We start from the raw sequence: 20,798 nt of genomic DNA, 5'->3' as shown, positions 1-20,798 counted from the left end.
CAATTACAACAGGCTAGAACTGTGCATAAAAACATCATATGGTTTTATGGGTGTAGACCTGCATCCCATGATTACCGTATAATCACGCCGCCTGGCCCCTTAGCTCAGTTGGTTAGAGCAGGCGACTCATAATCGCTTGGTCACTGGTTCAAGTCCAGTAGGGGCCACCAAATTTTAGCTTTAAAATCATATGATTAAGCCACCCTACAAGGTGGCTTTTTTATTGCCGTATAGGTCACTGTCCCCTTTTCGTCCCCCCATTCAAATTCTTGCCCCCTTGCTATCCCTCTTTTTTCGTGAACCCCAGGCATAAAAAAGCCCCGGATTTCCGGGGCGATTCACTTACATCATCATGCTTTGTTGGCCAAAATGATTTGGGTGCGGTGGCACGGGGTTCACCCTGCCGGGTGACATTATTGACCGGTCAACGGTCTCCATCGTGACGAACGTGTGCCCGCAATTGACGTTCTGGCATTGGTGGTAACGCTCTTTTGTGTTCTCGCTTAAGTAGCGACTAGAGCGAGCATGTGCAGATGAACGGCATAAGTTGCAATGAAACATGATTTACCACCTCTCACTATTCTCAAATCATGAACAGATGATAATCAATCATTCTCATTTTGTGAATAACTTTATTCACTTTCGTTCTCTGACTCATACTCAACATCAGAAAGCCTTACCTCAAGCTCTAGCGCCGTCGTGTAGCCACCATCACCCAGTGAGTGGGTTACCTTGGTGATTATCCATGCTTGTTCGTCTATGACGCGCTTAAAGCCTCTTACCGCAACCGGCGTTTCTGGGTATAAGTCGGCACGCCCCATGGCGAGATTGAGCGAGAACTCAGCCACACCGCGTTGTAACTTGTCCCACTTGGCCTTGGCCGCCCGCATGGCCTGGGTCTTGGTGGCGTAAATGGTGGTCAGCGCAAACACGTTGTCAGCTTCACCGACCATATACTCACCCTCGCGTTCTTCCTTTAGCTTTGCCGGTGCCTTCTTGCTCGCCGTGGGTTGGGTGGCTTTGGGGTGTTGCAGCGCGCGCAGGTTTTCCACCTTGGGCTTGCGCTTGAGTTTGATCTTTTTCTTTTGCGGTGCTTTCGGGTCTTTGGTGTGAAGCCATTTAGCTGTTACGCCGGTATAGGCGCCCCGATCGGCAATAGCAAACTGATGCTGGTCACCGTCACTGCGCTCGATGGTCACCTGCGGGATGGGTTTACCGCTGGCGGTAACACCGCTGCCACCGTTGAGAAACAGCAATTTACCCGCCTTGACCGACACCTCCGCCCCGTTGCGCGTGGCAAGGCGGGTCAGAAACTTGGCGTCAGACTCCTGTGACTGGTCAATGTGCGGGATGGCAATGCTGGCTAGTCCCTCGGCAACACTGGCGGTCAGCTTGTTGCGTGCCGCAATCTTCTCCAGCACCGCGCCGAGAGTGGTGTCGTGATAAGACTCCTCCCGGCGTGAATTGAGCGTGCCACGAAAATCCGCGCTACGGGCGCGAATAGTCAGCGTGTCGGGCGCGCCTCGGTGCTCCACCTCATCCACCGTAAAGGTGCCTTTGTTGACCAACGGCTGCCCCTGCCAGCCCAACAACAACGAAAGCACCGCACCGCGCACAGGCATCATGACCTGCCCGTCAGCATCATCCAGTTCGATATCAAGCTGGTCAGCCTCAAAGCCGCGGTTATCAACCAGCGAAAGTGACAGCAGGCGCGGGCTGATGTTCTGCGTGATGTCCTTGCCCCCCAGGGTGAGCATAAAGGCCGGGGCCACCTTTGCCCCTGCATCTAACGTCAGCCCCGCCATCATGAGAACAGCCCTCCCATAGCTGCCCCGGCCTTATCGGCCAGCGCGCCAGCCTGACCGAGCAAGCCCTCAGCCTGCGTCCGCAAATCTCCATAAAGCGCAGACAGGGACTCATCCACGCGGGTCAGCGTAAGCGAGAACTCAATGCACCGGGCACTACCGTCGGAAAAGAACTCGCTACGGGTCTCGCTGACGCTGTTGACCACAAACATCCCGTAAATGGTGCCAGTGCCCTCCAGCAGTGGCCATGCCCGACCCTCGGCGGCCATCGCGTCAAGGAGCTGCAACGAGACCTTACCGCCGGTGATCTCCGGCATCAGCACCCCGGATAACGTAATTTTCTCCTCACCGACGCCGAGAAACTGCAACGCCGGACGCAAGCCAATCCGGCTATTGGATGGCCAGCGATAATCGACATTGCGTAGCATGGTCTGATAGGGCAGCGTTTGAAGCCGAAACACAAACAACCCCAGGATTAACATCATGGTGACTCCCCTCTTTAGTCGCTAGCCAATGTGGAACGCTGCGCCGCGCGTGCCTTGCGCTCGCGCTCCTCAACCACTTGCAACAACATCCGCTTGGTTTGCGCTTCGGTCATGCCGCCCGGATGGCTGCTGGCCACGTGGTAGTTGTTGACACTGTTGTCCGTGTAGGATTTCCCACCCCCGGCGCTGACCGGCACATACGTCCCTGGCATTGCACCACCTACCGGGTAATAACCGCCACCGGCCCCGGCTGCATAGTCGTTGGCTTTCTGCGCCTTCTTGTCGATGTCACTGGACTCACTGTTGATAATGCCAAGCTTCTCCAGCACCCAATCAATCCCCTGGCGTAGCTTGTTAAACGCTTTGAGCGGCAACATCAGCGCGTCGGCCACTGAGCGGCCAAACTCAACACCGGCATTCTTGCAATTGTTGAGGGTCTCTTGACTGGCTTTCACTGGCCTCAACAGGTCAGTGAACCACTGCCACACTTCCTTTAGCTTGCCGCCAAGGTAGTCAAACATCGGTTTAAGCGGAGTAAACAGCTCGCCAACCGGGGCGAACGCCGCAGCAATACCGGCAATTACCCCACCAAAGAATGCACTGATAGGCTCCCAGTACTTGCGGATAAGCAGCGCCCCCGCAACGAACGCAGCGCCTACAGCAACAATCGGCCACGTCAACGCCCCCAACACATTCATTATTGATAAACCGGCAACACTGAAAATCGTACTCATCAACCCCGCAGCCGCAACGATGCCGTTAATCCCCGCAATCACCGGCCACGCGACCAGACCAATCCCACCCAGCACACCAATGACGCCCAGGATAGCCGTGGTGACCATAAAGATTTTTTTGGTCAGTTCGGGGTTTTCCTTTGTCCACTTGCCCACCGTTGCCAGCCAGCCCGTCGCGGTGCGCGTCAGTTGCCTCAGTGCCGAGTTCTGTTTTTCAAACACCTCTATGCGCACATCTTCCCAGGCTGACGTAAGGTTTTTTAAGTCCCCATCAAGGTTGTCGGTCTGGATTTTTGCAATCCTGTCCGTCGTCCCTTTCGCCCCGCCAATCGCCGCACGCTTCTCGGCCAACTTTCCGTTACCGGCGGCGGCCACGAGCTTGATCGCGCCCTTCATGGCCTCTTCACCAAAAATGACTTTCAGGTATTCCGCCTGCTGCGCCGTACCGAGGTCATTTTTCTTGAATGAGGCGTGGATAGATTTAAGGATTTTTTCAACGGGCAGCATATTGCCTTTGCCGTCGCGCGTTTTAACACCCAGTTCATCCAGGGCCTCAGGTGATTGCCCTTGCGGAGCCTGCAAGCGGCTAAAGATGGCGCTGGTGCCCGTCCCTGCCATAGACGCCTTGATGCCGTTGTCCGCCAAAATACCCAGCATGGCGGTGGTATCTTCAATACTCGCGCCAGCAGCTTCCGCAATTGGTGCGACGTACTTCATTGCCTCGCCCAACTCGACAAGATTGGTATTTGACGAGGTAAACCCTTTGGTCATCACGTCAGCAATACGCTCGATGTCCGCATTGGCAAGGTTAAAGGCTGACTGCATGTTGGTGATGATATCCGCCGCCTGCGCGATATCCACATCGGCGGCCAAGCTGAGATTCACCGTTGAGCCGGTAGCAGCCAGCACCGCATCGGCGTCATACCCTGACCTGGCCAACGTCGTCTGCGTACGCGCCACATCACCCGGAGAGAATGCCGTTGTAGAGCCAATATCGCGCGCCTGCTGACGGATTTTGACGAGCTTCTCGTCGCTCTTATCAAGACCCAAAATAGCCTGAGTCCCTGACATCTGCTTGTCAAAACCCACGCCGGGCGAAATAAATCGACCCGCCGCATACAAGCCCGTCGTCGCAATCCCCATCCCGGCTGCGCCCATCCCGGCCACATTACTCGCCAACTGCTTGCCCGCCTGATAGCGTCGCTGGACGTTACTTAACCGCTCCTGTTGCTGACTGACACGCACCAGCGCCTCACGCTGGCGATTGAGCTGGTTGGTGGTATCACTAATAGAGGCCCTAAGCCTGCGCTCGTCGTTGGCCAGCGTGCGGGTATTAATCCCCGCTTGCGTCAACTCCTGCCGCTGGCGATGCACCGACTCTCGCAGCCCGTTATGCTTGATCTGCAACTCGGAGGCCGCGCGCTTGGCTATCTCCAGCGCCTTTATTTGTGCGTTGGTGGGGTTGACCGTACTTCTCATCGCAACTGCCAGAGCAGCAGCGTCCTGCTTGGCTTTTTGCAGTGCTCGACCGGTAACCGCAAGCTGCGCACTCGACTCGCGAAAACCCTCAATACGTCTGGCTTGAGCATTCAGCTTTTTGAGGTCTTGCTGCGTTGTGCGGATGTTCGCAGACAGCGACTTGCTCGCTGTCTGGATGTGCTTGAATGGGCGGCTGGCTTGGTCAACGGCTTTGAGTAGCACCTGCAATCTAACGTTGTTACTCATTCGCGTGTCCGCTTCGTTGGAGCGCTTTATCGCGCCAGTTGATAACCTCCATCAGGCTCATCGGGTAAAGCTCTGACGGCGGCCAGTGGAAAATCACCGCGATATCCGCCATCAGGTCATCAACCGACATCCCGGTGGGAAACGTTAGCGTTCCGCATTCGGCGACAAAAAACCAACGACCTGACCCGCCAGCGCCACAAGGTCAGGCAGCTCCAGCAAAGCAACCTCACTTTCGGTCAGTGACGGGTAAGTCATGCGCGGCAAGACCTTGATAAGCGCGTCAACATCCGAACCGGCCACCGAGGCCAGACTCACACCACGCAGGGTGCCCGCGTTTGGCTTAATCAATGTCACAGACGTAATCTCGGTATCGCCGCGCTTTACCGGTGTATCCAGGGTGACCACGTTCGGGTTTTCTGCTGCTTTGTTTGCTTTGCTCATGGGGTTCTCTCACTTATTTAACAGGGGACAAGGGGCGGCCAGCATTGCTGACCGCCGGTACATTACGACAGGCCGATATTGCGGCGATGGCGCTCCAACATATCGACACCGTTCACGCGCTCAATCATGTTGATGGTGTCGATTTCGATGCGCTCTTTACCGTCAATCGTCAGCTTGTAATAGGTGCATTGGGTGGTGATTTTGGTTTCGGTATCCTCACCCTGTTTCTGCTCGCCAAAATCCATTTCTTTGTGGCGACCACGCAGCACAATCTCGACGGCCACCACATCGCCGGTGTCATCACGCTGGTAAGAGCCGCAGAAGCGCAGCGGCACGGTTGCCGCACTGGCGGCAGCGTATTGCCCCCACAATGCATCATCAGGCAAGCCGCCGATGGCCCATTCCACGTTCAGCGCTTCATCGTCCAGGCCAAAATCCACCGGGGCGCTGCCGTTCATGCCACCGCCGCGATAGTTCTCCAGCTTGCGGGTCAGTTTCGGCAAGGTCACCGAGCTGACAATACCCATGTAGCTCAAGCCATCGTTAAACAGGTTGAGGTATTTCAGTTTGCGCGGGAGTGCCATGTGTTACATGTCCTCTTAGCTGTTGATGGATGCAGCAAGCGGCACCAAATATTTATCGGTAATACGCTGGCGCAGGGTCAAGTCTTCCAGTGGAGGGACAGGGGTATAGTCGTAATCGATATACAGCTTCCCGCCTTTCAAGGACTCCTTATCGTTTGAACTTTCGTCATACCAACAATCCGCATCAACGATATAGCCGCTGGTTTTCAGCTCGCGGAATTTAGCCTTGATGCCGTCAATGATGTCGCGGACCAGCGTTGGGGTGACGGGCTTATCCACTGCCCACATGTGCGCCTCGGCCATGGTATCGGCCAACACTTGCGCGGTGCGGGTGTAGTTTTCAAACAGGAAAAGCGGATCATCAGAACAGGTGCGGTTACCCCAGAAACGGAAACCATCCTTACGGATGAGGGTGGTGACTCCCGCCTTGTTGAGCAGGTCGGCATCAGTGCCGGGTGTCTGCAAATCCCAGAACACTGAGGCGCTGATACCAGTCACACCGTTAACGCCGACGTTGGACAGGGTTTTATGCCACCCCTGCTCCTGGTCGATTTTGGCCCGCAGGCCGAGGGCACGCGCGGTGGCATAAGCTGTGTTGCTAGCATTGGTCGCGGTATCCCAGGCAAGGAAATCCGGCCAAATCAGCATCAATTCACGCTGGCCAAAGTTGTCGCGGTATTTGAGGGCGTCAGGGAGGGTTTTGCAGCCCCAGGCACTGATGTAGCCAAAGGCACGCAAGGACTGGCAGACCGTGGCCATTGCCACGGCCACCTCTTTCGTATCCAACCCTGGCACGCCAAGGATGCGCGGCTTAACACCGGTGACTGACTGCGCCGTCAGTAACGCCTTGAGGCCGGTATTCTGGCCCGTAGCATTTGTGCCGCCGATAATATTGGAGGTAGTCTCGGCAGCATCTTTGCCCTCGGCCACTCGCACCACCACCGTGACCGGCTTGCACTGGTCAGCAATGGCCTGCAACGCAGTGGCAAGCGTGCCTTTTTTACCCGCCTTGCCTACCGCAGCCTGCACATCGGTAATCAATACCGGGATATTGAGCGGGAACATGGCCGCATCAGCATCGCTGGCGGTACACACCATGCCGATAATGGCGGTGGAAACCGTTGAAATCACGCGGGTGCCGTCGTTGACTTCAATGACTCGCACGCCGTGATGGTAGTCACTCATTGCGTTTACTCCGTGGTTGTTTGGTGTGGACAGCTTGCCGCCGCGCGCGCCTATAAGCACGTCATCAACGTTGGAAGGTTTGCCAGACAACGACGCGGCGGACAGAGCGCAATCACAAAGAATAGCCCGCGAACTTTTGCGGGCTGTTTTGCATCATGCATCAGGGGCAACCGGCCAGCTACTGGGGGCATTTTCTGGATTAATTCGACTTAACGCTACCCGATGGATCATCCAATCTTTTAGTTTCATCAATTCATCTTCAGTGGCAATCCCCAAATCCTTTGCGTCCTGTAGTGGCCCCATTGCTTTGGTGGCTATTTCTAGAAGCCTTTCTTTGTTTCTCTGTGCTTTCGCGACAATCTCCTCATGCGTTTCAATACGAGGGATAACTTTTTCCCCATCAAACAACCATCCACCTAAAATATCGCACCCATCAGGCAAACTATCGACATCGACCACTGTTAGGCCCACAGGATATAAACGGGAAGCATCTTCACTGATACTACGAATTACCCCTGTATCGTTTTCAATCGCGAGACTGTATTTTTTGGTGAAAAATGGCATCGATTTAAACCAGTCCAGCCCAGTGTCATCGATAAAATATTGTATTCCACCACCGTTAAACAACACATCAGGCACATAACGTTGTAAATTAACCAGTTTCATTTTTAACCCTCGATAGTTACCCAACTACCGCCACGCCAAATCTGCAACGGACGATACAAAGCCACACCAACCTGATTACCTTCATTGCCATTCCCTCCGGTCAGTACGCACCCCGCTGGGGCTTCAACCAATCTACCATCCATCGTCATTGAGCCTTGTGAACCACGCATTACTCGGCTGACGGTGTTATTACTCAGCCAATTACTGAGATAACCGCCCCATTGCGAACCTGACAGATTACCGTCCTGGTATAACTTTGCTCCATTCGGGCCGCCTGCGCCTACTGTGGCACCGGCACTGAATGACCCGTCCCCCCTGAATTCATACCAGCCATCCGCGCCGCCACCGGACAGGTGAATACCAAAATGATGATACTGACCTATGCGCTCATGATGGTATATATCAACTAACAAATTCCCGGCTCCCTGTATGCGCATACCATTGGTTTGTCGCGCATTATTAACGGGGTCTTGGAGGCCACGCTTATAAATAAACTCCTGACCATTAACAAAAAGTGTACGACCAACAGCAGTATCAAGCCCAATATTCAGTGTGTTATTGACATTCAGCCAATTAATTGTGTCACCCGTCTTATAAATAAAACGACCATCAGACTCTGTTTTATTCCAGGCATTAAGATCACCTGCAGTTAAATTCACATTTGATGATAATGGCTTCCCATTAATCGTGATCGACTTATAGGCATAGCGGCTATCCGATTCTGACTTTGCATAGGCGTTAACATCTGCGGCAGTAGGTTTATTCTCAGAATCATAGAACATCACCCAGCCTTGCCATACGCCATTGCGCAACGAGTTTCGCCAGTGTTTATCGTTAACCTGCCCCTTATCGCTCAATGCTCTAGCTATCAAAACCCCATACCGGTTACCACTGGCTGACGTTAATGACCAGTCCAGTTGATAGGAAACGGCTGTTGATGGCATATCCGGTGAAGGGGCATTAACCGCATAGTTACCACTTCCCATTCCCTTAATCACAGACAACGTATTGTCTCTTGCTACTTCCGGGGTTGCCCCTCCAATACCAAAACTGCCATTAAGGGCAATCTCACTACTTCCTATCCCCGTATTTCTGACTGCGGCGCTGCCCAGCTCCAGATTCTTACGCGAAAGGGCTTTATCAGTAAGGTCTGCCAGATTCTGCGCCCGCTTAACCGCGGCATCATTAACGCTCTTTATGGCTTTGGGGGTCGCAGCCAGATTCTCAACCTCGCTATCAACGGCACTACTCAGTTGCACAAACCCCTTGGCCGCCGTGGTAGCGTCGGGATGGTTGCGGGATTTGGCATGGTCATCAATGGCCGCCGCCACAAAGTCACGTGTGGCCGTCACCATATCGCCGCTAATAATCAGCGTGATGGCCTCGGTGTGGCTGACAATCAGCACCATGCGCAAGGTCTGCGTGCGCCCGCTGCCCTCCTCCAGTTTCGGCTTGTAGGACTCAGCCATATTGCTGACTGCAATCAGCACACCATCTGCGTCATACAGGCCCATTTCACGCAGCCAGAAACCGCCCACGCTGGCCGGAATAATTAACTCAGCAATCAGCCGGTCTGGCGCAGCCTTATCAACGGTCAATGAGTTAAGTGCCGCGCGGTAACGCTCGTTAATCAGTTTGGTTTGTGCCGGGCTAGGCGTGGGTAGCGTGCCGTTACCGTCCCCTACGGCCAGACGGTCAATCTTTAACGGCTTGCCGCCTGCGCTGGCGGCTGCAATCTTTGCCGCCCCGGCGGTGGTCAGAATGGCTTTGTATTTACTCATGATTTCTCGCTTATTATCCGGGGTAAACGGTGATCGTGTCGCCATCGTAAATGCCGACGCCGGTGTAAACAGGGCCGTTAACGTCCTGCACGATATTGAGGCCGATAAGGTGGCGGCTGACCGGCTTGGCATCGGCAATCATCCGCTCCATCTCCTGATACATTTCCTCGGTGATGCCGGTTTCCAGTACGCCGATATCCAGCCGAAAGGTGCCGGGCGGGTCATTGCTTTGCCACCACTCATGCACTTTGATGAGATAACCGAGCGGCTCAACGACCCGGCGAACAGCGCCAATAGTGCCTTTGTGGCGGTGCAGGTAAAACGCTGAGGTCACCACGTTGCGCTTGACGACCTCCGGCCAGTACTCGTCCCACTGGTCAACCGAGAACGCCCAGGCCAGATAGGGCAGCAGATTGAGTGGGCAGGTTGCCGGGTTCCACAGGTCACGCAACGGCACCGGCACGCGCGCCAGTTCCGCGCAGGCTCTTTCGGCGGCCACCTCCAGCGGCGAGGAGCCGACCGGTAGCAGACGGTTATTCATCGGATCCCCCGACAGTGATGCGATACTGCTCGCAAAATGACGCCTGGGTATTGTTCAGCACGATATCGGCCAACGGCTTTTTCAGCTCCACACGTTGCACCCCCTCCGCGTGCAGCGCGGCATAGATGGCTGAAAGGCGAATGTCACGCCCCAATCGGTGTTGCGCAGTGATATAGCGCTTGAGTTTGGCCTCGGCGGCGGCCTGTATGGTGACCCCTTCCGGGCCTGGGTAGAGATAGAGCACCGCCTCAATGGTGTATTTGACAATGTTCGCGGATTGCACGGTCACGCGGTCACCCACCGGGCGCACGTTCTCGTCATTCAAGGCGCGAGTGACCACGGCCAACAGGTCGGCACTGGCCATGCCGTTACCCTCCCGCGACAACACCGAAACGGTCACGCAGGCCGGACTCGGGCTGATTGCTTTCACGTCAGCCACCCGACCATCGGCCGCGCGACCATGGTACTCATAGGCACCGGATGGCCCCGCAACGCTAATACCTTCAAATGCCTGCGGGATACGCACCCGATACTCGCTATCGGACTCCATGACCGCCGGTGTGGGTGGCAACGTAGTGTCATCAGCGGGGGTGATCACCAGTCGAGGAGTATCAACATTCGCGCCAAGCTGGTCGAGGTCGCTGCCGTTGGCAAAAGCCACCATCACGGCGCGCGCCGCCTCATTCACCCGCTGGCGCAGCATCAGCTCGCGATAGGCGTTTTCCTGCAACAGCTTGACGATAGGGTCTGACTCCAGCGCCAGGGTGCGCGCGATAGCCTCCTGCTGGTCTACCGGATACAGGGAAATCAGCGTTGCTTTGCGCTCGGCCAGCAGGTTTTCATACTCCAACGCCTCCACCACATCCGGGGCGGGGAGCTGGCTTAAGTCGATGGTTGGCATAGTTATCAGCTCAAAGGGATGGTTAAGGAAAATGTGCCGCTGGCGTCGCGACGCTCGCCGGTGATATCAACAACCATCTGGCCATTGAAATAGCTCTCGAACGTGATGGCCGTCAGGCTGATGCGCGGCTCCCATTTCAGGATTGCAACGTAGCAGGCGGCCATCACTTGCAGCTTGACCGCTGCGTTTTGCGGCTGGTCAATCAGGGCTGATAGCAAAGAACCGTACTCACGGCGCATCACGCGCGATCCAATCGGTGTGATAAGAATGTCACGCACGCTTTGGCGAATATGGTCAAGGTCGGTTAACTCGGTGCCGGTGTCGCGGCTCATGCCGCTGTAGCGCGCTGTCATTTTGTGCCCTCCGTCCAGCCACCGCCGCGCTGCACGCCACCGTGACCGTGTTTATCTATCTGCACGTTATTGGATGTGAAGGTGCCGCCGGAATGGCTGATACTCCCTTTCATCTCGCCGCCTTTCTGCACTTCCAGCGTGCCGGTGGTCAGCTTATTGGTGCAGACCACCTCCGGTGTGTTAAGGGTGATTTTTTCGCTGGCATTGACCGTCACCACCGGCACCGTGACGGTGACCGACTCGGAGGCGGTCACGTCCGCCGTTTTGATGCCGGTAACGGTCAGCGCGCCGGTTTCCGGCTCGTACTCAATGACCGAGCCATCAGGAAAACTGACGTGGAACGCATCGGCAGAGACCGACGGCGGCGGGAAGTCATCGGAATAAATACCTGGCAGCACAAAGGCGGTATCCAGCTCGCCACCCAGGGCCAGTACAAGCACCTGCTCACCAATGGAGGGTGCCCACCAGGTGCGCGAGCGCCCAGCGCGGCAGGTAAGCCAGTTCAACCAGTCGGTAGTATTGCCGCCGGTTTGGATGCGGCAGCGCCCCTCATCGATATCGACGTCAACAACAACGCCAATGCGGATAAGGTTGCGCACTGCGCGCGCGAGTTCGGAGAGGGTTTCGAGTGTTTTCATGGGGAAAGGATGCCGCCGGAGAGATCCAGCGGCAATCGGCGGACGTAGGATGGCCCGCCAAACAACGGTTAACAGCTATCAGCTATCTGCAAAGTGAGAAATCACCACATCCTCCACTATCTGTCGATCAGCCTCGCTAAAGCCCAGCAACTCACGAATCTCATAGCGCACCTCTTTGCTGTAGCGCGCTGGCCGGTCTCGCAAGCCCTCCTGATGCACGCGCGCCATGCGCTGGACGCGCCCAACAAACTCGACCACCGCGTCGTCATTACTGCCCTTGGCTTTCATGTAACGATGGGTGCGCAGCTTTTCGAACATCTCTCGCTTAACCCGCCCTTTTTTACCCCGCACCGGCTGGCGGCGACGGGCATACGGCGTGCCATTGGGTGCCTGTTGGCGCTTGATGCGCTGCTGCTGGCTGGCGCGCAACTGCTTGGCAATCTCGGCGGCCATCTTGCGGCGACTGGCCGGTGACAGGCTGGCAATCAATGCCGCCAGACGGTCATCAAAGGGTTTAAGTTCATCCATTCCATTCGCTCACTAGCTCATCGCCAACATAGAGCCGGGTCGGGCTTTCGACTGGCACCGGCGGTGGTGGCTCCGGGGCGTGCGAAACATGCAGCGCCCGATCAACCTCTTTGACAATGGTGCGTTCTGTCAGGCGCAGGCTGATACTCACGTCAACACTGTCGTTATTGTTGATGTCGGCGATGTAGGTAAACCCCTGCTTTTTGCCCTCGTCAGTGGTCATGATATCGGGCTGATTTTCCCGTAGCCACGCCCCCATAGGCACCAACAGCAAATCAAGGTCGCCGGTGAAATCCGTTACCACCACGTTGAGCGTGTAGCGGTTTTCGAATGACAGCGACGCCGCCAACGTGGCCCCAATCGCCCCGCTGTCGATAAAGATGCGCAGCATTTCGGGGTTGGCTTTCAGTACCGGCACCGCATCATTGAGCGCCTTGCGCAGGCTTTTCGGCTTTAGCATCTAATTCCTCCTGACAGTGTTTCACGGTCTCGACCTGCTGCGCGCAGCTCACCAGGGCGCGCTCAAGCTGGCGGACATCCTCACTTAACGCCCCGTTGGTGGTCGGTTGGCTTTCCGGTATCGGGCAACTGCTGACCCTCGGACATCCAGCGTAGATAATCGTCGGGGGTGGCAAATCCGGGGCGGCGGTGCAGCCTGACAACATCATCAGGCAAAGGAGAAACATACCAGCGGCGCAGAGCTTCATTTTCATTGAGGAGCCTCGTGATGGTTTGATTGCGACGGGTGGCCAATGCCTCGGCAGTGTCACGCTGCTCACGTAACTGTGCGTGCGCCCGCTCGTCGCTGCGGGCGCGGGCTTTCAGTTCTGTGAGCGCTTTCTGCGAGGCTTGCAGCGCTTTTTTCTGCTTACCGACAGTCTCGGTTGCGTCGGACAGTGAGCGCGTCAGCTCGCGGTTTTCCCGCCCTATCCAACACACCGCCACGACGGCCAGCACCAGCAAGGTAATCAACGTTTTCATTGCGCCCCCGTCATGCACAGCGTGCGCTCACTGGCGCGCCGGTTGGCCAGCCCGGCAGACTTCACGCCATTGACGTACACCCAACGCGGGAGCTGATTGCACGCCTGCGACCATTGTCGCTGATTGATAAAATGCGCCAGCGTGGACTTACACGCCGCCCCAGTGCCGACGTTAAAGGCAAAGCTGACCACAGCGTCGTAAACCGGCTGCGGCATGGCCACCGGCATACATTGCGCGAGCCTGCGCTCAATCTGCATAACATCTGCCACCAGATTGACGGCGGCATCACGCTCGCTGATAGCCTGCCCCGGCTTAACCCCGGCGGTATGGCCAATGCCGCTCGTCCATACGCCAGCGCTACACTGGTACGGACTCAGGCGGCACCCTTCCTGGTTGGCAATCAACTCCAGCCCGGCGAGTGAGGTGCGCAACTGTGAAAAATCAGGCAGCAGCATGGCCAACAGCAACACCGCCGCCACGCTGCAACGCTTAACGATTGAGGGCATCGATAACCTCCTTTTGAACACCGGCACGCTTGAGCAACAGATAGCTCTTGCGGCGGTAATACCAGTTGATGGCAAAGGTGCCGACACCTACCGTCGCACCGACAATCAGCGCGATATCCTGCGCGGAATACTTGCCCACCCAGGCCAGCATCACGGCCACGGCATAGGCAAAGAACGAGGTGATTTTCTCCATGCTTAATCCCATAGCTGAACGGTTTCGGTTGCCGGAGCGGTCTCCATCACCGGCAGCGTGACGGCGGTGCCATGGGGCAGAATGACACCCACCTCGGCCAGCCCCGGATTGACCAGCAGCACCGCCTCGACCACGCCCTCGGTGCGGCCATAATGCCGGTGGCAAAGCGCATCAAGGGTGTCACCCTGCTGTGCAATGACCTCCATCAGAGCTGCCCGACGATACAGCGCGGCTTGCCCTGCAACCGAGCCACAGCCCAGCGCATATCCCGCCAATGCTCATCAATCGACGCCTCAACGTCATCGGCCTTTTTATCGCCCTTGGCACTGGCATCGACGGTACGGTAACGCTCGTACAGGACAGCGGTGGCCATGGCGCAGACCGCGCTCAAGTAGTGAAAACACTTCTCGCTCTCCCCGTCGATATGCTCGGCGGGCACGTCCGTCAGGCATTTAAACCCGGCGGCCATCTGCTGCTCGCGGTACAGATACAACTCGGCATTGGTCTCCGCGATACCGCTTTGAATGGCGCGGCGCAGGCGCTGCGGGGTGACGGTATGCTCCAGGCGCATCAACTCACGCACGCGCTTCGGGTCTACATCGGGGAAAAAGAAGGTGTTTTTAATCACCGCCTCCGCCACATCCGTGGGCGGAATAATGGCCGTCAGCTCGTCGGGCGGCGCAACGGGGTTATGCATAATCACTGTTGTCATGACGACCTCAAAATAGGGGGCGGTGGACGATGGAATTGATAAGCCCTAAGGCAGTCGCGGCCATCGTGCCGCCCAGCGCGGGGCGCATTCAGTTAACCGGCGACTTTTTTCGCCTTCGGTGGGCGCCCACGTTTTGCCGGGGTGGCGGCAGTCTTTCGCGGGCGCGCAGTTGTTCTTTTGGCGGCGGGGGCGGGTTTGGGCTTGAGCGCACTCTCGCACCGTTGGATCTCTTTTTTCACCCCGGCAGCCTTGTCCTTTCGCATGGCGATGTTGAGGTGCTCCAGCGCCTGCGCGAAGTCACCCGCCTCACTCAACATCAGGCCGATAACCTTATGCAGCTTGGCGCGCACCTCTTCGGGCATATCGGCATCGCCGACCAGCTCCAGCGTGGCCAGCAAGTCGCTGATGGCCACCGGCGTCCCCGCCTTGCGGCAGCGCTCGGCGGACAGCGCAACATCTTCAACCAGCAAATAGGGTGCCGGGCGCTTGTTGTTCGGGGTAGCAAGCCGGTGTTGCAGCGCGTAGGGCGCAATCACCAGCGCACCAGGGATATCGTCGGCATCGAGCCGCCACTGCATGACGGTCATCAGGATGTCATCCTGTGCGCCACGCCCTTCGGCCAGCACGCCCGCCACCCAGGGCGCATAGGCAGGCAACATGGCCCGCTTGTGCTCGGCTTTCCTCTCGACGGAGTAGATTTGTTTTAACTTTGCGCGGTCTGCGGCCAGCTTGACGAGCATTTGCTCGTAGGCGTTGGCATGGCGCAGCGGGTCATCTACCCGCTGCGCAGCCTCCATGGCCGAGACCCGCATCATGTGACGCTGTGCGGGACTCGTCATGATTTACGCCTTATCGTCTGCGGGTTGTTCGCCGGTTGCTGCGGGCTGCGCAGCGCCTTTTACTGCTAACACAATGGCATCAGCCAGCGCGCCAATATCAGCATTTGGTGACGCCTCCATCACGCTAAATGCGGCAGCTTTTGGCGCGACAGGGGCCAGCAGCTCGATATTTTCAATCAGGCAACCGAAGGCGTAATCCTCAACCACATAGTCGATTTTCATCGACTCGTAGTTCTCCACGCGGTCACGCTTGGCATTCTCTTCAATGTGACGGCGGTGGCTCTCATCCATAAAGTAGATAGAGAGGTTTTCCAGGCTGGTGACAAAGACGGCATTGGCCGGGAAGAACGGCACGCGCACGGCTGGCAAGTTACCGATGCGCTTCTGGCTGACAATCACGTCGGCGGCCATCGCCTCGGTGTTCGCCTGCTCCTGGTTAACAATCGGGAAATACTTGTCCGCCAGTAGTTGGCGCCCACAGATGACCACCAAGTCGGGTGACTCTTGATGCCATGGCGCAATCAGGCTATTGGTGGCGTCCATTACCAGCGCATCCAGGTTGGCGTAATCCCCGTCTTTACCAATGCGGATGACATTGGAAATTATCGCGCCCTCATCGTCTGTGACTTTATTCATTACGCGCGTTGGCGCTTCGTCGCGGTACTTTTGCAGCCAGCCGACCGCCAAGTCTTGCAGCAGCGGATACTTAATGCGGTTAGAGGTGGGCGCGCGCATAACGCCGTTAAACCCGGCCATGATGAAATCCAACGCCTGACGCTTCACGATGGCGTTGCGGATACGCAACTGGAAATCCTGATAACGCGCCCAAAGGTCGAGCGTGTTATAGCGGATGTGGAAATCGAAGTTGATTTGATGGCACTCGTAGCCTTTTGATTCCAGCGCAGTGAAATCAGCGGTCTGACGCTCTTTTCCGCCATCGGTATCCGTGGTGCTGGCAACGGAACCGCCCACGCCCACACCGACCTTTTCCCCTTTCGACTCATCGACTGGCACAAAGTTGATGCGGGTCAGGAAATCAGAAGTTTCCTGCGTGGTGTTCATCAGAGTTTGCGTGATGGATGGCTCCACGCTGAACTTGTTGGAAATGTCACCGACGTCGATGCCGTTGAGCTTCGCAACCTGCGTCAGATAAGCGTTAAATTTAAAGCGGGTCTCTTTTTTCATTAGGATTTCCTAGTCAATAAACGGGGTGATAACAGGGGGCGCACTGCGCCCCGGTCAGACGGTTAGCAGTTGGTCAGCAGGCTATCCCCACCCTCGCCGCCAGTAGCCGCCGGACGACGTGACTGGCTAAAATTCTCGGTGTTGTCGAGCGTGGTTTTTAACGTGGCAAATTCCTGCTTGCCCGCCTCGATGGTTGTTTTCAGCCCGGCGATTTCCTGCTCCAGCTCGGTAAAACGCTGTGCGGTGCTTTCGCCGCTGGCCTGAACCTGCTCCACCACCGCCGTGACGGCCTCATGCACATCGCCGAAACGCGCGTCATCGCTCTCCTGCTTGCGGCTGAACATGGCTTTTACCTTTTCGCTCAGGCTGGATAGCAAGGTATCGGGCACCTCTTCGAACTCCAGTTCGACCAGCGTGGCCACTGAGAACAGGTCGCCCGGCTCGGCCTTACGGCCCGCGAGTGGGTTGGCTTTGGCGGTTGAGCAGAATTCAAGGTATTCCGTACCCAGGCTGGCCGGGTCATCAGTCACCGCGAGGCCAACGAGATAGCACTTGCCGGTATTGGCAAAGTTCGGGCGGATTTCCATGGAGGTGTAAACCTTCTGGCCCGCCTTCACCATGGCGACCAAGTCGTCGGTGGGGGTCAACTTGGCGAACAACGCCCATTTGCCGTTAAGGATGGAATCATCAGCGATTTTCTCGGCTTTCAGCTCGACCACATCACCCAGGCGCTTGAAATCGCCGTTGGGGAATAGCCCTTTGATGTGTTCCAAATTGATACGGCAGCCATAGACACGCGGGTCAAAGCTCTCGCCCATTTGCTGGATATCATTACCGTCAATCACACGGCCATCGCAGGTGTCACCTTCAACGCCAACGCGAAGCCACTTTGATACTTTTTTTGCCATGGTCATTTGTCCTGATTGGGAGTGTTATGTCGGGGCTAGTTTCCCGGTCAAACACGCACGCGGCCAGCGATGGCCGACGGACTGCCCCTGACACAACAGCACCTTAGCGCGCCGCCGGTGCCGGTTGCGTAGCCTTGCCCTCAACATCACCACGAGGGCACAACATGCACATTCAGACCGACACCACACTCCTAAGCGACCCGCGCCGACAGGCCGCCTTGCTCTACTGGCAAGGGTTTTCCGTCAAGCAGATTGCCGAAATGCTCAACCAAAAGGCACCCACCGTGCAGAGCTGGAAGCAGCGCGAAAAATGGGACGATATCGCCCCGATTTCCCGCGTGGAAGCCAGCCTGGAAGCGCGGATTATTCAGCTCATTTTGAAGGGCAAAAAGGAAGGCAGTGACTACAAAGAGATTGACCTGTTAGGCCGTCAGATTGAGCGGTTAGCACGGGTTAATCGCTACATGGCCACCGGCAACGAGGTCGATATCAATCCCAACGTGGCCAACCGCAACAAGGGCGAGCGCAAGAAGCCGAAAAAGAACTATTTCAGCGAGGAGGCCATCGATAAACTGGAGGCCATTTTTTATGACGAATCGTTTGAGTATCAGCTCGGCTGGCACAAAGCCGGACTGGCGCACCGTATCCGCAACATCCTGAAATCGCGCCAGATTGGCGCAACGTTTTATTTCTCGCGCGAGTCGCTGCTGCGTGCCCTAAAGACCGGCCACAATCAGATTTTCCTCTCAGCCAGCAAGACCCAGGCGTATGTGTTCCGTGAATACATTATTCAGTTTGCCCGGATGGTTGACGTTGAGCTGACCGGCGACCCGATTGTCCTGGGTAACAATGGCGCGAAGCTGATTTTCCTTGGCACCAACTCCAACACTGCGCAGAGCCATAACGGCGACCTGTTGGTCGACGAAATCTTTTGGATCCCGAACTTCCAAAAGCTGCGCAAAGTGGCCTCCGGCATGGCCTCACAGAAGCACCTGCGGTCAACCTACTTTTCCACCCCGTCCACTCTCGCGCATGGGGCGTTCCCGTTCTGGTCTGGCGAACTGTTCAATAAGGGGCGCAAAAGCACCAAAGAGCATGTGGAGATCGATATCAGCCACAACGCGCTAGCTGCGGGCAAACTCTGTGATGATGGCCAATGGCGGCAAATTGTCACCATTGAGGATGCGCTCGCCGGGGGCTGCGACCTGTTCGACCTGGACACGCTTAAGCGCGAAAACAGCGCCGATGATTTCCGCAATCTGTTTATGTGCGAATTCGTGGACGATAAAGCCTCGGTGTTCCCGTTTGAGGAATTACAGGGCTGCATGGTGGACAGCCTGGAGGAATGGACGGACGTTAACCCCTATGCGGCCCGGCCCTTCGGTGACCGCCCAGTATGGGTCGGCTATGACCCTGCGCACACCGGCGACAGTGCCGGGTGTGTGGTACTGGCTCCGCCGATGGTCGCGGGCGGTAAATTCCGCATCCTGGAGCACCACCAGTGGAAAGGCATGGACTTTGCCGCCCAGGCCGAGGCCATCAAAGCGCTAACAGAAAAATACCGCGTGGAATACATCGGTATCGACGCCACCGGCATCGGGCAAGGGGTTTTCCAGCTTGTGCGCGCTTTCTACCCGGCAGCACGGGAAATCCGCTATAGCCCGGAGGTTAAGACCGCCATGGTGCTGAAAGCCAAAGACACCATTGGCAGTGGCCGCCTGGAGTATGACATCGCGCACACGGACATCACCAAGTCGTTTATGGCCATCCGCAAAACCATGACCGCCAGTGGACGCAGCGCCACCTATGACGCCAGTCGCAGTGAAGAAGCCAGCCACGCCGACGTGGCTTGGGCAACCATGCACGCCCTGTTAAACGAACCGCTCACCGCCGCCAATGGCCAGCCATCTAAATCTATTCTGGAGTTCAACCGATGAGTAAGCGCAACCGCCACAACAAAAAGGCCACCACCACCACGCAGCCCGCCCAGGCTACGCAGGCTTTCACCTTTGGCGAGCCGTCAGCGGTATTAGATCGCCGTGACATTTTGGATTACACCGAGTGCGTCGGTAACGGCAAATGGATCGAGCCGCCAATCAGCTTTTCCGGGCTGGCGAAAACCTTTCGCGCCGCCGTACATCACAGCTCACCGATTTACGTGAAGCGCAACATCTTGGCCAGCACCTACATCCCGCACCCGCTGCTATCTCAGCAGGATTTTAGCCGCTTTGCGCTTGACCATCTGGTATTTGGGAACGCTTTTTTAGAGCAGCGTTTTAGCGTCAGCGGCAAGTTGATGAAGCTTGCCACCTCCCCGGCCAAATACACCCGGCGCGGCGTGGAGCGTGGTGTTTATTGGTTTGTGCAATCCTTTACCGAGCCGCATAGCTTCGCCCCGGACAGTGTTTTTCACCTGCTGGAGCCGGATATTAACCAGGAGCTTTATGGGATGCCGGAATACCTGAGCGCGCTTAACTCGGCATGGCTGAACGAGTCCGCTACGCTGTTCCGCCGCAAGTATTACCAGAACGGCGCGCACGCCGGTTACATAATGTATGTGACCGACGCGGCCCAAAGCACCACCGACGTCGATGCGCTGCGCGAGGCGATGAGTAACTCAAAGGGATTGGGTAATTTCAAAAACCTGTTTTTCTATGCACCGAACGGAAAGCCCGACGGCATTAAAATCGTGCCGCTCAGTGAAGTGGCAACCAAGGACGATTTTTTTAACATCAAGAAAGTCAGCGCGGCTGACCTGATGGACGCCCACCGCATCCCCTATCAGCTCATGGGTGGCAAGCCGGAAAACGTGGGGTCAACTGGCGACGTAGAAAAAGCGGCCAAGGTCTTTGTGCGCAACGAGCTGACGCCGCTACAGGAGCGCATCAAGGAGGTTAATGACTGGCTGGGTATTGAGGTCATTCGGTTTAAAAAATACACCCTCGACAACGACGATGAATAACAGCACAGCCGCCATCACCGGCGGCATTTTTTACACCTACACAGTAACGCTCTCAGACGCCCGTCACGCCACGCAATCCCTTACCCCGCTCCTGATTTAATTTCAAAAATTCAACGCCGCCACGACGCGAAAAATAAATTATTTT

General features: G+C 56.5%; 26 protein-coding genes, 1 tRNA gene and 1 pseudogene. 3 read left to right on the top strand and 25 right to left on the bottom strand.

The window, feature by feature from the left end; all coding sequences use genetic code 11:
• Positions 1–93: 93 nt before the first annotated feature.
• Positions 94–170 (top strand) — tRNA-Ile (locus ACMV5I_RS05635).
• Between the two features lie 172 nt (positions 171–342).
• Here ACMV5I_RS05635 and ACMV5I_RS05630 read toward each other — a convergent pair.
• From ACMV5I_RS05630 to ACMV5I_RS05510, 25 genes and pseudogenes are all read right to left on the bottom strand, one after another.
• Positions 343–561: a DNA-binding transcriptional regulator gene (locus ACMV5I_RS05630; RefSeq protein ID WP_414823848.1), complete on the bottom strand. Its 219-nt coding sequence runs from the start codon at positions 559–561 to the stop codon at positions 343–345.
• Positions 562–632: 71 nt separating this feature from the next.
• Complete coding sequence (locus tag ACMV5I_RS05625) at positions 633–1,808, bottom strand: phage late control D family protein (RefSeq protein ID WP_414823847.1); 1,176 nt, start codon at positions 1,806–1,808, stop codon at positions 633–635.
• Positions 1,805–2,290 (bottom strand): phage tail protein, encoded by a 486-nt coding sequence (locus ACMV5I_RS05620; RefSeq protein ID WP_414823846.1) that lies wholly within the window; start codon positions 2,288–2,290, stop codon positions 1,805–1,807. Before ACMV5I_RS05620 ends, ACMV5I_RS05625 begins: the two co-directional genes overlap by 4 nt.
• Before the next feature lie 14 nt (positions 2,291–2,304).
• Positions 2,305–4,749 carry a phage tail tape measure protein gene (locus tag ACMV5I_RS05615; protein ID WP_414823845.1) on the bottom strand — a complete coding sequence of 815 codons (2,445 nt, stop codon included), beginning with the start codon at positions 4,747–4,749 and terminating at the stop codon, positions 2,305–2,307.
• Entirely contained in the window at positions 4,742–4,879 is a 138-nt protein-coding gene (locus ACMV5I_RS05610) for a GpE family phage tail protein (protein WP_071680395.1), read from the bottom strand. The genes ACMV5I_RS05615 and ACMV5I_RS05610 overlap by 8 nt, the downstream gene beginning before the upstream one ends.
• Before the next feature lie 14 nt (positions 4,880–4,893).
• Positions 4,894–5,190, bottom strand: a complete 297-nt coding sequence (locus ACMV5I_RS05605) for a phage tail assembly protein (protein WP_414823844.1) — start codon at positions 5,188–5,190, stop codon at positions 4,894–4,896.
• A gap of 62 nt (positions 5,191–5,252) precedes the next feature.
• Positions 5,253–5,774: a phage major tail tube protein gene (locus tag ACMV5I_RS05600; RefSeq protein WP_065686068.1), complete on the bottom strand. Its 522-nt coding sequence runs from the start codon at positions 5,772–5,774 to the stop codon at positions 5,253–5,255.
• Between the two features lie 15 nt (positions 5,775–5,789).
• Positions 5,790–6,959: a phage tail sheath protein gene (locus tag ACMV5I_RS05595; RefSeq protein WP_414823843.1), complete on the bottom strand. Its 1,170-nt coding sequence runs from the start codon at positions 6,957–6,959 to the stop codon at positions 5,790–5,792.
• A 153-nt stretch (positions 6,960–7,112) separates the two neighbouring features.
• Positions 7,113–7,625 (bottom strand): tail fiber assembly protein, encoded by a 513-nt coding sequence (locus ACMV5I_RS05590; RefSeq protein WP_414823842.1) that lies wholly within the window; start codon positions 7,623–7,625, stop codon positions 7,113–7,115.
• Positions 7,626–7,627: 2 nt separating this feature from the next.
• Entirely contained in the window at positions 7,628–9,406 is a 1,779-nt protein-coding gene (locus tag ACMV5I_RS05585; RefSeq protein ID WP_414823841.1) for a phage tail protein, read from the bottom strand.
• Between the two features lie 13 nt (positions 9,407–9,419).
• The gene (locus ACMV5I_RS05580) at positions 9,420–9,947 is read right to left on the bottom strand and encodes a phage tail protein I (RefSeq protein ID WP_414823840.1); all 528 of its coding nucleotides are present in this window, start codon (positions 9,945–9,947) and stop codon (positions 9,420–9,422) included.
• Positions 9,940–10,848, bottom strand: a complete 909-nt coding sequence (locus tag ACMV5I_RS05575; RefSeq protein WP_414823839.1) for a baseplate assembly protein — start codon at positions 10,846–10,848, stop codon at positions 9,940–9,942. Before ACMV5I_RS05575 ends, ACMV5I_RS05580 begins: the two co-directional genes overlap by 8 nt.
• A gap of 5 nt (positions 10,849–10,853) precedes the next feature.
• Positions 10,854–11,201: a GPW/gp25 family protein gene (locus ACMV5I_RS05570; protein ID WP_414823838.1), complete on the bottom strand. Its 348-nt coding sequence runs from the start codon at positions 11,199–11,201 to the stop codon at positions 10,854–10,856.
• Complete coding sequence (locus ACMV5I_RS05565) at positions 11,198–11,839, bottom strand: phage baseplate assembly protein V (RefSeq protein WP_414823837.1); 642 nt, start codon at positions 11,837–11,839, stop codon at positions 11,198–11,200. The genes ACMV5I_RS05570 and ACMV5I_RS05565 overlap by 4 nt, the downstream gene beginning before the upstream one ends.
• Positions 11,840–11,917: 78 nt before the next feature.
• Complete coding sequence (locus ACMV5I_RS05560) at positions 11,918–12,367, bottom strand: phage virion morphogenesis protein (protein WP_414823836.1); 450 nt, start codon at positions 12,365–12,367, stop codon at positions 11,918–11,920.
• On the bottom strand, positions 12,360–12,827 hold the full coding sequence (locus ACMV5I_RS05555) for a phage tail protein (protein ID WP_414823835.1): 468 nt from the start codon (positions 12,825–12,827) through the stop codon (positions 12,360–12,362). The genes ACMV5I_RS05560 and ACMV5I_RS05555 overlap by 8 nt, the downstream gene beginning before the upstream one ends.
• On the bottom strand, positions 12,790–13,080 hold the full coding sequence (gene lysC, locus ACMV5I_RS05550) for an Rz1-like lysis system protein LysC (protein ID WP_414823834.1): 291 nt from the start codon (positions 13,078–13,080) through the stop codon (positions 12,790–12,792). Before lysC ends, ACMV5I_RS05555 begins: the two co-directional genes overlap by 38 nt.
• Positions 13,001–13,348 (bottom strand): annotated as a pseudogene (lysB, locus tag ACMV5I_RS05545) (Rz-like lysis system protein LysB); the annotation flags it as partial. The gene lysC and the pseudogene lysB, both read right to left, overlap by 80 nt.
• Positions 13,345–13,854, bottom strand: coding sequence for a lysozyme (locus ACMV5I_RS05540; RefSeq protein WP_414823833.1), 510 nt, complete (start codon positions 13,852–13,854; stop codon positions 13,345–13,347). The gene ACMV5I_RS05540 and the pseudogene lysB, both read right to left, overlap by 4 nt.
• Complete coding sequence (locus ACMV5I_RS05535) at positions 13,838–14,047, bottom strand: HP1 family phage holin (protein ID WP_074030984.1); 210 nt, start codon at positions 14,045–14,047, stop codon at positions 13,838–13,840. The genes ACMV5I_RS05540 and ACMV5I_RS05535 overlap by 17 nt, the downstream gene beginning before the upstream one ends.
• A gap of 2 nt (positions 14,048–14,049) precedes the next feature.
• The gene (locus ACMV5I_RS05530; RefSeq protein ID WP_071682572.1) at positions 14,050–14,253 is read right to left on the bottom strand and encodes a tail protein X; all 204 of its coding nucleotides are present in this window, start codon (positions 14,251–14,253) and stop codon (positions 14,050–14,052) included.
• Positions 14,253–14,759 carry a head completion/stabilization protein gene (locus tag ACMV5I_RS05525; protein ID WP_414823832.1) on the bottom strand — a complete coding sequence of 169 codons (507 nt, stop codon included), beginning with the start codon at positions 14,757–14,759 and terminating at the stop codon, positions 14,253–14,255. The genes ACMV5I_RS05530 and ACMV5I_RS05525 overlap by 1 nt, the downstream gene beginning before the upstream one ends.
• Before the next feature lie 92 nt (positions 14,760–14,851).
• Positions 14,852–15,598, bottom strand: coding sequence for a phage terminase small subunit (gene gpM, locus ACMV5I_RS05520; RefSeq protein WP_414823831.1), 747 nt, complete (start codon positions 15,596–15,598; stop codon positions 14,852–14,854).
• 3 nt (positions 15,599–15,601) lie between these two features.
• Complete coding sequence (locus tag ACMV5I_RS05515) at positions 15,602–16,783, bottom strand: phage major capsid protein, P2 family (protein WP_414823830.1); 1,182 nt, start codon at positions 16,781–16,783, stop codon at positions 15,602–15,604.
• 62 nt (positions 16,784–16,845) lie between these two features.
• A complete protein-coding gene (locus tag ACMV5I_RS05510) occupies positions 16,846–17,691 on the bottom strand; it encodes a GPO family capsid scaffolding protein (protein WP_414823829.1) in 846 nt (281 codons plus the stop codon).
• Between the two features lie 164 nt (positions 17,692–17,855).
• Between ACMV5I_RS05510 and ACMV5I_RS05505 the strand changes: the two genes are divergently transcribed.
• Positions 17,856–19,628, top strand: a complete 1,773-nt coding sequence (locus ACMV5I_RS05505) for a terminase ATPase subunit family protein (RefSeq protein WP_414823828.1) — start codon at positions 17,856–17,858, stop codon at positions 19,626–19,628.
• The gene (locus ACMV5I_RS05500) at positions 19,625–20,653 is read left to right on the top strand and encodes a phage portal protein (RefSeq protein WP_414823827.1); all 1,029 of its coding nucleotides are present in this window, start codon (positions 19,625–19,627) and stop codon (positions 20,651–20,653) included. Before ACMV5I_RS05505 ends, ACMV5I_RS05500 begins: the two co-directional genes overlap by 4 nt.
• The last annotated feature ends 145 nt before the right edge of the window (positions 20,654–20,798 follow it).

Origin of the sequence: Serratia sp. T13T92, assembly GCF_047530105.1 — a bacterium.
Taxonomy (GTDB): Bacteria; Pseudomonadota; Gammaproteobacteria; order Enterobacterales; family Enterobacteriaceae; genus Chania; species Chania fonticola.
Note: the sequence above shows the minus strand (reverse complement) of the source record. Positions and strands in the feature narration are given on the sequence as shown.